13 protein-coding genes are annotated in these 12,019 nt (G+C 71.0%); 2 read left to right on the plus strand and 11 right to left on the minus strand.

Annotated elements, in window-relative coordinates; genetic code table 11:
- Both VIM26_RS20360 and VIM26_RS20365 read right to left on the minus strand, forming a co-directional pair.
- A partial coding sequence (locus VIM26_RS20360) for a hypothetical protein (RefSeq protein WP_414696533.1) occupies nucleotides 1-594 on the minus strand: 594 nt, incomplete at its 3' end.
- Between the two features lie 140 nt (nucleotides 595-734).
- Entirely contained in the window at nucleotides 735-1,391 is a 657-nt protein-coding gene (locus VIM26_RS20365) for a hypothetical protein (protein WP_331954643.1), read from the minus strand.
- Nucleotides 1,392-1,538: 147 nt separating this feature from the next.
- On the opposite strand from VIM26_RS20365, the gene VIM26_RS20370 reads away from it, so the two are divergent.
- Nucleotides 1,539-1,874: a YnfA family protein gene (locus tag VIM26_RS20370; RefSeq protein WP_331954645.1), complete on the plus strand. Its 336-nt coding sequence runs from the start codon at nucleotides 1,539-1,541 to the stop codon at nucleotides 1,872-1,874.
- Between the two features lie 3 nt (nucleotides 1,875-1,877).
- Here VIM26_RS20370 and VIM26_RS20375 read toward each other — a convergent pair whose 3' ends face one another.
- From VIM26_RS20375 to VIM26_RS20400, 6 genes are all read right to left on the minus strand, one after another.
- Nucleotides 1,878-2,642, minus strand: a complete 765-nt coding sequence (locus tag VIM26_RS20375; protein WP_331954647.1) for a cation diffusion facilitator family transporter — start codon at nucleotides 2,640-2,642, stop codon at nucleotides 1,878-1,880.
- The gene (locus tag VIM26_RS20380; protein WP_331954691.1) at nucleotides 2,639-3,016 is read right to left on the minus strand and encodes a metalloregulator ArsR/SmtB family transcription factor; all 378 of its coding nucleotides are present in this window, start codon (nucleotides 3,014-3,016) and stop codon (nucleotides 2,639-2,641) included. Before VIM26_RS20380 ends, VIM26_RS20375 begins: the two co-directional genes overlap by 4 nt.
- 40 nt (nucleotides 3,017-3,056) lie before the next feature.
- Nucleotides 3,057-3,701, minus strand: coding sequence for an HAD-IA family hydrolase (locus VIM26_RS20385; protein WP_331954649.1), 645 nt, complete (start codon nucleotides 3,699-3,701; stop codon nucleotides 3,057-3,059).
- Nucleotides 3,702-3,819: 118 nt separating this feature from the next.
- A complete protein-coding gene (locus VIM26_RS20390; RefSeq protein WP_331954651.1) occupies nucleotides 3,820-5,280 on the minus strand; it encodes a GntP family transporter in 1,461 nt (486 codons plus the stop codon).
- 46 nt (nucleotides 5,281-5,326) lie between these two features.
- A complete protein-coding gene (locus tag VIM26_RS20395) occupies nucleotides 5,327-6,244 on the minus strand; it encodes an NAD(P)-dependent oxidoreductase (RefSeq protein ID WP_331954653.1) in 918 nt (305 codons plus the stop codon).
- Between the two features lie 27 nt (nucleotides 6,245-6,271).
- A complete protein-coding gene (locus VIM26_RS20400; protein WP_331954655.1) occupies nucleotides 6,272-7,711 on the minus strand; it encodes a four-carbon acid sugar kinase family protein in 1,440 nt (479 codons plus the stop codon).
- A gap of 147 nt (nucleotides 7,712-7,858) precedes the next feature.
- Here VIM26_RS20400 and VIM26_RS20405 point away from each other — a divergent pair, with 147 nt between their 5' ends.
- Nucleotides 7,859-8,560 carry a FadR/GntR family transcriptional regulator gene (locus VIM26_RS20405; protein WP_331954657.1) on the plus strand — a complete coding sequence of 234 codons (702 nt, stop codon included), beginning with the start codon at nucleotides 7,859-7,861 and terminating at the stop codon, nucleotides 8,558-8,560.
- 9 nt (nucleotides 8,561-8,569) lie between these two features.
- Here the strand turns inward: VIM26_RS20405 and VIM26_RS20410 are convergent, their stop codons facing one another.
- Genes VIM26_RS20410 through VIM26_RS20420 form a run of 3 tightly spaced genes read right to left on the minus strand, consistent with a single transcriptional unit; the run spans nucleotide 8,570 to nucleotide 11,881 of the window.
- Nucleotides 8,570-10,363 (minus strand): ABC transporter ATP-binding protein, encoded by a 1,794-nt coding sequence (locus tag VIM26_RS20410; RefSeq protein ID WP_331954659.1) that lies wholly within the window; start codon nucleotides 10,361-10,363, stop codon nucleotides 8,570-8,572.
- A gap of 40 nt (nucleotides 10,364-10,403) precedes the next feature.
- The gene (locus VIM26_RS20415; RefSeq protein WP_331954661.1) at nucleotides 10,404-10,835 is read right to left on the minus strand and encodes an arsenate reductase ArsC; all 432 of its coding nucleotides are present in this window, start codon (nucleotides 10,833-10,835) and stop codon (nucleotides 10,404-10,406) included.
- Nucleotides 10,832-11,881, minus strand: a complete 1,050-nt coding sequence (locus VIM26_RS20420) for a metalloregulator ArsR/SmtB family transcription factor (protein ID WP_331954663.1) — start codon at nucleotides 11,879-11,881, stop codon at nucleotides 10,832-10,834. Before VIM26_RS20420 ends, VIM26_RS20415 begins: the two co-directional genes overlap by 4 nt.
- Nucleotides 11,882-12,019: the final 138 nt, after the last annotated feature.

The raw sequence follows: 12,019 nt of genomic DNA on the forward strand, positions 1-12,019 counted from the left end.
GTCCTTGAGGGCGGCGACCACGATCTTGGCCTTGCCCCAGTCCAGGTCCCCGACCTCCAACGCGTCCCCGGTCGCCATCAGCTCGCCGGCGAGCAGCTTGCTGGCCTCGACCAGCTCCCGGCCGGCCTGCCGGGAGGTACCCAGCCGGGCGGCGACCTCCTCACCGACGATGCCGGACTGGGAGACCGCGACGGGCCAGGCCGGGTTCATCGCATCGCGCCGGGAGAGCACCTCGACCGCGGCGAGCTGGCGGGCCTTGGCCCAGGACGCGGTCCGTTCCAACGCGGCGATCTGCTCGACGAGCTCGTAGTCCGGCAGCTGCTCGGAGTCCACCGAGTCGGCCCAGGCCGCCAGGGCCGCGGACCCCGGTGCCAGGTACATCCCCTCGCACGGCCGCGGGTCCTGGTCCTCGCCGCGCGCCAGCGCCTCGAAGAACGCCTCCCGCTCCAAGAACTCCGCGACCTCAGCAGCTACGACCTTCGGATCCTCATACCGCGCGTCCTCGACCGCCCACAAAGCCAGCAAATCCGCCGACGGCTCGACAACGGACGCGACATGCTCGTCGCCATCCCCACCGAACTCGTCATCGAACATGTGTTCTATGATACCGGAACGGCCGAGAGTGTCAATACCCGGGACGCAATTGGTGGGCACGAATTTGGCGGGTCTTGCGACGCGGAGAGAAACCGCTCTCGACAGGTGATGTTTTGTTCGATCGTCGAACGACCGGTGACCTACGGCAGAGCCGACTCGAAGACCTCGCGGACCAGGCGGGTCGAGATCGCGGTGTCCGCCAGGCAAGCGTCCGAGCAGATCATGACCCCGGGCTGCAGGATCCGGGACCAGACGCCTTCGACCCCGAGAATGAGAACGACTCCGCGGACCTCGCCCACGGATACGCCATGGCGCAGGGCGACATCCTCGGCCGCGTCGCGCGCAATGGTCCAGGGAATCGTGGGTTCGCCGGCGTCGGCTGATCTCGTGTGATCGCGGTAGCTGTGAGCCTCCGGATCGAGATCGATGACGGCGCGCCGAAGCTCAGGGCTCCCCATGAGGGCGTCGAACTCGGGCGGATCCCCGACAGTGCGCGCTCGTTCGGCCGCGAACCGCGCGTACCAGGCCTGGAAATCGGCCGTGTTGGTGGTTCCGTGCAGGACGGATTCTTGCGTGAGAATTGCCTGCCACCACGGGAGCCACTGGGAGCTGGCCCGGGAGCGCTCGCTCTCGCTCAGGAGCTTGCGCCGGTCTGGCGGCCGATGGCTCAGCGGCGGCGGCGACACGTCGTCGGCCGAGGTATCCAGGCCCAGCGCGTCCCGGATGTACAGCGCGGTGTGCGGCATGGCGTCCACCGACGTGCTCAGCAGCCAGGATGGCGAGCCGGCGAACCTCATCGCCGTGCCCCGCCCCGAGATGCTCGACCTGGCTCCCGTGTACTCGTCATGTTCGCAGCCTGTCAGGCGGCACGCGTCAACCGGCAGCGAACGCCCCTGGACGTTTCCGCGGGAACGCCCAGGGCCCTGTCCGCCTAGGCTCCGGGCATGTCCATCGTGAGGTCCGTCGCGTTGTTCGTCCTGGCCGCGATCGCTGAGATCGGCGGCGCCTGGCTCGTGTGGCAGGGCGTGCGCGAACATCGCGGCTTGCTGTGGGTGGGCGCCGGGGTCGTCGCGCTCGGCCTGTACGGCTTCGTCGCGACGTTGCAGGCCGACGCGAACTTCGGCCGCATCCTGGCCGCGTACGGCGGGGTGTTCGTGGCAGGGTCGCTGGCCTGGGGCATGGTCGTCGACGGGTTTCGCCCGGACCGGTACGACCTCACCGGCGCGGCCATCTGCCTGCTCGGGGTCGCCGTCATCATGTACGCCCCGCGCGGCGCTTAGGACCTACCGGCTGTCGTCCGGGCGCTCACCGAGCTGCACCAACTGGGCGCTCGTCGGGAGCTCGTCGGCCGTGCAGCACGCGTCGGTGCACCCGTCGGCGCAGTCGCAGTCGTCGTCGGACTGGGCGCTGGGCAGGCAGGTGCACGCCTCGCCGCGCCACGCCGCGAGGCCCTCCTTGGCGGCGACGGCGGCGATGACGAGCCCGGCGACGGGGTCGGCCCAGCTCCAGCCGAGCGTGGCGTTGAGGACGAGCCCCACCAGGAGGACCGCCGAGAGGTAGGTGCACAGGAGGGTCTGAGTCGAGTCGGCCACCACCGCGCCCGAGCTCAGGGCCCGGCCCGTGCGGCGCTGCGCCCACGAGAGGAACGGCATGATCACGAGCGACGCGGACGCGAGCCCGATGCCGATCGGCGACGGGTCCGGCACCGTGCCGCCGAGGAGTGTGCGGACCGATTCGACGGCGACGTACGCGGCGAGGGCGAAGAACGACCAGGCCATCAGGCGCAGGGCGCGACGTTCCCGGGTCTCGGGCAGGCGGTGGGTGAACTGCCACACGATGATCAAGCCGCTGGAGACCTCGACGACCGAGTCGAGACCGAAGCCGACCAGGGCGACCGACCCGGCCAGCACTCCCGCGGTGATCGCGACGGCGCCCTCGATGACGTTGTAGGCGACGCTTACGCCGGCGAGCAGCTGAGCCCGACGCCCGAGGCGCAGGCGGTCCTCCACCGCGAGGATGGGTGCGCCGACCGCTGGGCTCGCGGTCATCGGTTCGCCGCCTCGCCGTACGTCGGGCAGAGCGCGACGGCGTCGCCGGTCGCCGCGAGCAGCTGTTCGGCGGCGGCGAGCACCCCGAGAATCTCGGGACCGGTGGCGAGCGACCACATCGTCGATCGGCCGAGCGGCCGGGACGAAACCAGGCCGCAGTCACGAAGGCAGGCGAGGTGCGCCGACACGGTGGACTGCGCGAGGTCGAGGTGGGAGGTCAGGTCCCGCACGTTGTGCTCCCGAGTCGCCAGGTGACGCAGGATCTCCAGTCGCCCCGCGTCGCCGAGGCTTCGGAACATGCACGCCGCGGCGGACAGCGCCGACAGGTCGCTGTGTCCGTCGGGTTCGGACGTGTCCAGGGGTGCGGAAGTCATCGTCACTTGACGATGGTATCGCCCCGCGGCTGCGCCTTCGTCAGCGCGTGTCGGCGAAGGCGAACTCGAGGACGTCGCCGACGGCGTCGTTGAGGGTCCGGTAGGTGCGGTCGGCGCCGGCCATCGGAGCGTCCGCGTTGACGGCCCACACCATCGCACCCGCGGCACGGGCGGCGGCGATGCCGGACGGGGCGTCCTCGAGAACGAGACAGTTCTCGGGAGTGGCCCCCAGCTCCCGGGCCGCGAGCAGGTAGCCCTCCGGCTCGGGCTTGCCCCGGCTGACGGCCGCGGCATCGACGATCAGGGGCGGGACCGGCAGGCCCGTGCGCGCGAACCGGATCCGGACGCGGTGCGCATAGTTGGACGTGACCAGCGCCCACGGCCGGTCCCGCACCCGGCCGAGCAGCGTGGCCGCGCCGTCGAACGCGGAGTAGGTGCCGGTCGCGGCGTCCTCGTCCTCGAGCTCGTGAAACCGGTGCAGGCAGCGCGCGGAGTCGGCGTCGGGAGCGACGATCGCGAACGTCTCGGTCGGCCGGGTGCGCAGGGCGACCGCATACGTCGCGTCGGGGTCGACGCCGTACTCGTGGGCCCACTGCGCCCACGCCCGCCGCTGGTTGGCCGCGGCGTCGATCAGCGTGCCGTCGACGTCGAACAGCACGGCTCTGGTCGCGTTGGCTGGCTTCACGCACGAAGTATTGCCCAGTAGCCGGCGGGTCTCGGCTTGCCGCACACCTGGTGGCCGCGGGCCTCTGTTCGGCGCTCTGAGCGGATCAGCGCGCAGCACCTGGTGCGACCAGCCCTCGTCAGGTACCCAGGCCGCCCACCAGCACCCAGACGCCGTACGTCAGCGCGAACCCGGCAAACCCGAGGACCGTCGTGAGCACGGTCCACGTCTTGAGCCCGTCGGACACCGTCAACCCGTAGTACCGCACCACGACCCAGAACCCGGCGTCGGTCACGTGGGACAGCCCGAGCGCCCCGAACCCGATCGCGACCACGATGACCGCGACCTGGACCGGGGTGTACGCGCCGCCCTGCACGGCCGCCGTCAGCAGCCCCGCCGTCGTGACGATCGCGACGGTCGCCGAGCCCTGCGCGGCGCGCAGCGCGAGAGAGATGACGAAGCCCATCACGACGATCGGCAGGCCGAGGCTGTCCAGCGTCCCGGACAGCGCGGCGCCGATGCCGCTCACCCGGAGCACCTCACCGAACACGCCGCCACCGGCGACCACCATCAGGATCGAGGCGATCGGGGGCAGGCCGCCCTCGAGGATGTCGCCGGTGTCCTTCATGGACCACCCGCGGCGAACGGCGAGCAGGAAGAACGCCAGGGTGACGGCGACCAGCAGCGCGAAGAACGGGTTGCCGACGAACGAGGCGAGCCCGTAGAGCGGGCTGTCCTTGCCGAGGATCAGGGTTCCGGCCGTCCCGATCAGGATCTGGACGATGGGGGCGGCGATCAGGAAGACGATCAGCGCGGGGCGCGGCGGACCGGCAGTCCCGCGCCCGGACGAGGACGCGTGGGTGTCGAAGTGGCCGAGCTCGTCGAGCTGGGCCTTGACGGCCGGCGCGAGCGCGTACTCGCGGCGGTTCATCAGGCCCGCGACCGCGTAGGACAGGAAACCGAGCGGGACGCAGATCGCCAGGCCGATCATCGCGATCAGGCCGATGTCGGCGCCGAGGATCCCCGCGCCGGCGACGACCCCGGGGTGCGGCGGCACGACGACGTGGATCGAGAGCATGATCCCCGCCATCGGCAGGCCGAACTTGATCGGGTTGACGCCGGCGATCTTGGCGAACGCGTACACGATCGGGACCAGCACGATGATGCCGACCTCGAAGAACACCGGGATGGCGACCAGGAAGCCCACCACAGTGAGGGCGATGGCGACCCGCGTGCGGCCGAACTTCTCGGTGACGTGGTTGGCGAGGGACTGCACGCCGCCGGAGAATTCGATCAACCTGCCGAGCAGCGCTCCGAGCGCGATCAGGATGGCGACCTTGCCGAGGGTCGCCCCGACCCCGTTGGAGACGACGGTGAAGACGTCCGCCAACGGAATCCGGGCGGCGACAGCGACCACGATGCTGACAAACAGCAGCGCGATGAACGCCTGGATCTTGAACCGGATGATCAGCACCAGCAGCAGGGCGATCCCGGCGGCCGCGATGGTCAGGAGCACTCCGGTCCCGAGGTGGACGGAGGGTGTGATGACGGCGGGGGCGTCGGCGGCCCACACCGTCAGGGGGTGACTGACAGAGGTCATTTCGTACGTCTCCTTTGACGTGGACGAACGGGTCGTCGGGTGGGGGTCAGCGGGAGCGGAGCGTGGGGGCGAGGACCTTGACGACGGCGGAGTCGTCCTGGGCGCCGAGGCCCTGGGCCTGCCCGAGCAGGTAGAGCTGCTCGGCGGCAGCGGCGAGGGGAGAGGGCAGCCCGGCGGCGCGGGTGGCCTTGCCGACGATGCCCATGTCCTTGACGAAGATGTCCAGCCGGCTGAGCACCTCGGCGCCCTCGGGGGAGTAGGCCTCGAGGATCCGGGGCCCCCGGTTGGTGAGCATGAACGAGCCCGCCGCTCCGGCGCCGAGGGCGTCGAGGGTCTTGGCCCGGTCCAGGCCGAGCGCGTCGGCCAGGGCGAGTGCCTCGGCGGCGGCGGCGATGTGCACGCCGCACAACAGCTGGTTGACGGTCTTCAGCGCCTGGCCGTCCCCGGGGTTGTCGCCGACGACCGTCAGGGTCGAGGCGAGCAGCTCGAGGACCGGACGAGCCTTGGCGAGCGCCGTCGGCTCGGCGCCGACGACGATCAGCAGGTCACCTTCCCCGGCGCGCACGGGACCGCCGGACAGGGGAGCGTCCACGAGCGCGACCCCGAACGTTGCGAGACGCTCGACGGTCGCCGCGATCGCCTCGGTCCCGACGGTGCTGGTCAGGATGACCACCGCGCCCGGCGTGAGGACCTCGGCGACGCCGTCGGCGCCGAACAGCAGGTCGCTGAGCTGCTCACCGTTGCGGACGGCGAGCAGGACCGCATCGGCGCCGGCCGCGGCGGCCCGGGCGGAGTCGAACCGCTCGACCCCGTGGCCGGCGGCGAGCAGCAGCCGGCTCTCGTCGATGTCGAAGCCGTGGACCGTGAGCTCGGAGGCGAGCCGGGCCGCCATCGGCAGGCCCATCGCGCCCAGGCCGAGGACCGCGACGGTGCGGGTTGAAGTGGTTGACGTCTGTGTCGACATGGCAGTTCTTCCTTCGGAAGGGGGTGGTCAGAGGGTCGTGCTGAGCTTGCGCACGACGTCGAACAGGGACCGCTCGTCGCCGACGTTGCCGGCGAACACCACGAACGGGATGCCCTGGGCGGGACCGTCGACGGGCTCCCAGAGCGAGACGATTCCGGGCAGCATCGGGCCGCGCACGATCGCGTGCCGGATCGCCAGCCCGTGGGCGGCGACGTCGGAGGACGTGATGCCGCCCTTGGCGATGACGAATCTCGGCGGTCGCACCGCGAGCGTGCGCTGGACCACCTCGACGATGGCGGCGGAGACGGTGCGCGCGATCCGCAGCGACTCGGCCCGGTCGTCGGTCCGCACGAGCAGCCTGCTGGTGTGCAGCACGACGTCCGTCCCGGCGAGGGCGTCGACGACGGCGGCCACCGTGGCCGCGACGTGACCGGCGGCCAGCGTCTCGTCCAGCAGGGACTCCACCCGGAGCTCCACGATGGTCGCGGAGGTGTGCCGCGTCGTGAGGTCCGCGAGCTGGCGGGTCGTGACGCCGACGTGGGAGCCGACGACGATCAGCCCGCCGCCCTCGGCCGGGGCGCCGGTGAAGGCGTCCGAACCGGTCAGCGGCGCGCGCTCCTCCTGGCCGATGCGCGCGCGGACGAACGGCGGTCCGACCCGGTAGAGCAGGTGCTTGCCGCGCCGCTCCGCCTCGGCCAGGCCGAGGGCGAGCGCGCGCAGGTCGTTCTCCGTGACGATGTCGACGACGATCGGGGTGGAGGCCGTGGCGGGGTCGATCGCATCCGCGATGACGCTCGCTCCGCCGCGGACGATCTTCAGGTCCAGCACGATGACATCGGCGCCGGCGAACCGGCCGGCGGACTTCTCCTCGACGTAGCCCGCGAGCTCGGAGCTCGCGAAGCCGAAGCTGGCGTCCTTGGCGAACTCGGTCTCCGAGACGGGGGTCAGGGCGTCGCCGTCGCGCATGTAGTGCACGCCGCCGATGGTGACCCGGCCCGCGTCGGGGAACGCGGGCACGATCACGACGCCGTCGGTCGGCTGCCCGGCGACCGCGAGCAGGGTGGCCGCGATGACGTCCGGCTCGAGCGGGTAGTGCCCGCGCAGGGTGGAGTCGGAGCGGCTGACGAAGCCCAGGGTCGTGCCGGTCTGCGCCGCGGCGGCCAGCGCGTTGGTCACGACCTCGCGGTTGCGGTCCGCAGCCTGGGCGGGGTCCAGGCTGCGCGTGTTGGTGAGCACGTACACGGCGGACGCTGGCGCCGACCCGACCCGGTGGGTGAACGCCCACCGGAAGTCCTCGGGCTCCCAGCGCGTGAGCACCGGAAGGTCCGAGACCGACTGCGTGCCGGTGGGGTCGTCGTCGAGCACGACCAGCACGCGGGGTGCGTCCGCCACACCGGCCGCGACCGTTGCCGCGCTCACCTGCTCCTCGGCGGGGAACGCCGCCAGCAGGTCAGATTCGAGGATCACGAGAACTCCCTTGTCTCCGGAATATCCACCTGTCAGATGTCTGACATCTGACATTTGCGATAGAGTGTGCCAGCCGGAGGACGGACCGTCAAGACGATGGCCGACCATAGGATGACCAGGCACATCAGAGCCGGAGGAGGACGCAGCGTGGCACGTCAGTCCTTGGCCGCGATGGTCGCCGACGACCTCCTGAACAGGATCGTGACCGGCGAGTTCGCGCCCGACTCGACCCTGCCGGGGGAGCTCGAGCTGAGCGCGCAGCACGACGTCAGCCGGATGACCGTGCGCGAGGCGATGAAGACGCTGCAGGCCCAGCACGTGGTGCGCGTGGAACGCGGCCGTGGCACGTTCGTCAACCCGCTGCGTCGCTGGACCTCGCTGGAGGCCGTGCTCCGGGCGGCCTCAGCGGGCGAGAACGTCGACACGGCCTCGATCCAGCTGATCGAGCTGCGGCGCATGCTCGAGACCGGCGCGGCCGAGCTGGCCGCGACCCGCATCACCCCCGACGACGTCGACGTCCTGCGCGCTCACCTCGCTGAGATGCGTCACGCCCACGCCGAGAACGACGTCGACCGGTTCGTCGCCGCCGACCTCGCGTTCCACGACGTGATCCTGCGCGCGTCCGGGAACGTGTTCGTCGCCGTGCTGTTCGAGCCGCTCACCCGCGTGCTCGCCGCGCGCCGGCGCGAGACCTCCGCCGTGGTGGCGATCCAGGCCCACGCGATCGACGAGCACATGCGGGTCCTCAAGGCCGTCGCGTCCGGCGACCCGGAACAGGCCCGCCTGGCCATGGATCACCACATGACCCAGACCATGGACGACCTCGCGACCTACGTCCTGCACGCCTGAGGCGCCCGCCTACCCCCGGATGTCGAACGCCTGCAGCCGCTTGCGGTCCTTCTTCGTCGCCGACGCCTGCAGGGCGAGCAGCTCGGCATAGATCCCGCTCGTGGCGGCGAGCTCCTCGGGCGTGCCGATCTCGTCCACCCGCCCGTCCTTGAGGGTGATGATCCGGTCGACCGAGGAGATCGTCGACAGCCGGTGCGCGATGATCAGCGTGGTCCGGTCGGTCATCAGGTGCTCCAGGCCCTCCTGGACGAGGCGTTCGGATTTGGAGTCCAGCGAGCTCGTCGCCTCGTCGAGGATCAGGATCGGGGCGTCCTTGAGGATGGCGCGGGCGACCGCGATCCGCTGCTTCTGCCCGCCGGACAGCTTCAGGCCGCGCTCGCCGATCTGGGAGTCGTACCCCTGGGCGAACGTGGAGATGAAGTCGTGCGCGTTGGCGGCCCGCCCGGCCGCCATGATCGCCTCGACCGAGGCGTCCGGGGTGGCGTAGGCGATGTTCTCGCTGATGGTGCCGGAGAACAGCGACGGGTCCTGGAAGACGACGCCGATGTCCGCGCGCAGGTCGTCCAGCGCGAGGTCGGTGATGTCCGTGCCCGCGATCCGGATCGCGCCCAGCGACGGCGTGTACAGCCGCAGCAGCAGGCTGACGAGCGTCGTCTTGCCGCCGCCGCTCTCGCCGACGAACGCGACGTGCTCGCCCTGGCGGATCGAGAACGCGACCTCGCTCAGCACGTCCGCGCCGCCCGGGTACCCGAAGGACACCGCGTCGAACTCGATCCCCGCCGGGCCGCGGCCGCCGTCGTCCGCGCGAGCCTGCACGGCGGGCAGCGTGTCCGCCTCGGCCAGCTCCGCCATGACCGTGAAGAAGTCGCGGCTGCCGGCGATCGCGCGCTGGGAGGAGTCGACGAGGAAGCTCATCGAGAACACCGGCTGGCGGGTCATGTTGACCATCTGGATGAGCAGGACCATCACGCCGATCGTGAAGTTCCCGCGCGCGGTCTGCACGAACAGGATCGCGAACACCCCGAAGAAGATGACGTTCAGGGCGGCACGGCGGGTGGTGTCCATCGTGTGCCAGTAGCGCGACTGGTGCTGGGTGGTCAGGATCGTCTGGTTGTAGTGGCCGTTGAACTTGGTCAGCTCGCGACGTTCCTGGACGAAGCTCTTGACCACCCGGATCTGACCGATGACCTCGGCGAAGCGGCCGCCGGCGACGTCGAACTCGTGGTTCTTCTCCGCCTCGAGGACCTGCCACCTGGCGCTCGTTCTCGTGGTCAACCACATGAACAGCGGGAAGATCACCGTGAGCAGCACCGCCATCGGCCAGGAGTAGTAGGCCGTGATCGCCAGGATGGCGATGACGGTCAGCACCATCTGGAAGAGCGAGTTCGCGAACATGTTGAGGAAGTTCGCAGTCTCGGTGATCGACCGCGAGAGGCGGTTGATCACCGTCCCGGTCAGCTCGCCGTCGAAGTACTTCTGCGGGAGGGAGAGCAGCTTGGCGAAGTACTTGCCGGACAGTGCCGCGCGCAGCTTCACCGCCATCGTGTCGCCGAGGTAGCCGCCGACGTTGGTGAGCAGCGAGTTCACCAGGTCCGCGGCGAGCAGGGCGGCCGCCAGCCAGATCGCCGTCGAGATGCCCGAGGTCTGCCCGCGGGACGCCGCCACGACGTAGTCGGTCGCCGCCTTGAGGATGAACGGGATCGACAGGGTGGTCGCGGCCATGGCCAGCGAGGTCCCGATGATCCCGACGTAGTAGGGCCAGAGCTCCCTGGCCGTGCCAAGGATTCGAAGGATGCTGCGCACGGGTCAAGAGCTCCTGAAAGATTCGGGTCGGTCGCGGGCGTTACGGGTGGAGCTGGACCGGTTCGACGCCGAGCTCGTCGAGCAGCGTGAGCACGCGGGCGCGGATCTCGTCGCGGATCGGGCGGACGGACTCGATGCCCTGGCCGGCTGGGTCGTCGAGCGCCCAGTCCTCGTAGCGCTTGCCCGGGAAGATCGGGCAGACGTCGCCGCAGCCCATCGTGATGACGACGTCGGATGCCCGCACGGCCTCGGTGGTGAGGACCTTCGGGTGTTCTGTGCGCAGGTCGATGCCGACCTCGAGCATCGCGTCGAGGGCCGCCGGGTTGATCTGGTCGGCGGGCATCGAACCGGCAGAGCGTACCTCCACGGCCCCGCCGGACAGCGCCGCGAGGAAGCCCGCGGCCATCTGGGAGCGGCCGGCGTTGTGCACGCACACGAAGAGCGCGCTCGGGCGGGTTGTGGTCTCGGTCATCGGTGTGCCTCGTCTGTGTCGTGGTGGAGAGTGCCGGTTAGGTCGGTGAGCAGGGCGCGGACCCGGGTGTCGAGCTCGTCGCGGATCGCGCGGACGCCCTCGGGGGAGGCGAGCGCGGGGTCGCCGACGATCCAGTCCTCGTAGCGCTTGCCGGGCAGGAGCGGGACCGAGTCTCCGCAGCCCATCGTGATCACGACGTCGGCCGCCCGCACGGCGTCGTCGGTCAGCGGCTTGGGATAGGGGTCGGCCGCCTCACCACCGGGCGCGAGCTCATCGAGCAGCGCGCGGACGCCTCCCTGGACGGCGTCGGCCGGGGCGGACCCCGCCGAGCGGACGACGACGGCATCCCCCGCGTGGTGCCGAAGCAGCGCGGCCGCGAGCTGGGATCGGCCGGCGTTCGCGACGCACACGAACAGCACCTGGGGCGGGGAGGCTTGGGCCGCGGGTCGGGCCGCGCGCTCGATGTCGTCCAGGCGCTGCGCGGCGAAGCGTTCGGCGAGCACCAGCAGGTGCGTCCGGACCCCGGCGCCCCGCGCCAGGGCGGTGTACGACTCCCGGACCGTGTGCGCGACCAGCTCGGCGCCCAGCGCCGGGTGCCGGACGGCGAGCTCGCCGGCCACCCGGTCCAGTCCGAGGTCGAGGTCCGCGAGCCCCGGCGCCTGCTGCTCGGGAGCCGCCATCGTCGCCGGGGCGAACGCCTCGAGCAGCGTGGTGACCGCGCGGCGCGCCTGCGGGGCGACCCGGTAGAACACCCAGGTCGCGCGGCGCTCGGCGGTCAGCACACCGACGTCCTTGAGCACCTTGAGGTGGTGGGACACGGTCGGCTGGGTGAGGTCGGCGACCGTGGCGAGGTCGCACACGCAGGCCTCGCCGGCCGGGCTGGCCGCGATCAGGGACAGCATGCGCAGGCGCACGGGATCGGCCAGGGCCTTGAGCGTCGCGGCGACGTGCGCTGCGGCGGGCGCGCTCATCGCGTGATCGGCCGGGCGGGGCGCGACGGCGTTGGAGGTGCCGAGGTCCGCAATCCAGGGGCCAAGTCCGATCATGAGCAGGACCTCCACGGAGCCGAACGTTGATTCGATACTGGTCTATATTGAGGTTCATCGAATCAGGAGTCAAGCACGCCGGCGTACGGCCGCCGCCCGGCGTGGACTCACCCGCAAGCCCGAGAAGTCGCTGTGCCT

It is taken from the genome of Pengzhenrongella sp. (assembly GCF_036565025.1).
Classification (GTDB): domain Bacteria; phylum Actinomycetota; class Actinomycetes; order Actinomycetales; family Cellulomonadaceae; genus Pengzhenrongella.

Excerpts from the sequence above, each read along its gene's own strand:
- VIM26_RS20365 (WP_331954643.1), bottom strand. The coding sequence starts at position 1,391 with ATGAGGTTCGCCGGCTCGCCATCCTGGCTGCTGAGCACGTCGGTGGAC.
- VIM26_RS20370 (WP_331954645.1), top strand. The coding sequence starts at position 1,539 with ATGTCCATCGTGAGGTCCGTCGCGTTGTTCGTCCTGGCCGCGATCGCT.
- VIM26_RS20375 (WP_331954647.1), bottom strand. The coding sequence starts at position 2,642 with ATGACCGCGAGCCCAGCGGTCGGCGCACCCATCCTCGCGGTGGAGGAC.
- VIM26_RS20380 (WP_331954691.1), bottom strand. The coding sequence starts at position 3,016 with ATGACTTCCGCACCCCTGGACACGTCCGAACCCGACGGACACAGCGAC.
- VIM26_RS20390 (WP_331954651.1), bottom strand. The coding sequence starts at position 5,280 with ATGACCTCTGTCAGTCACCCCCTGACGGTGTGGGCCGCCGACGCCCCC.
- VIM26_RS20395 (WP_331954653.1), bottom strand. The coding sequence starts at position 6,244 with ATGTCGACACAGACGTCAACCACTTCAACCCGCACCGTCGCGGTCCTC.
- VIM26_RS20415 (WP_331954661.1), bottom strand. The coding sequence starts at position 10,835 with ATGACCGAGACCACAACCCGCCCGAGCGCGCTCTTCGTGTGCGTGCAC.
- VIM26_RS20420 (WP_331954663.1), bottom strand. The coding sequence starts at position 11,881 with ATGATCGGACTTGGCCCCTGGATTGCGGACCTCGGCACCTCCAACGCC.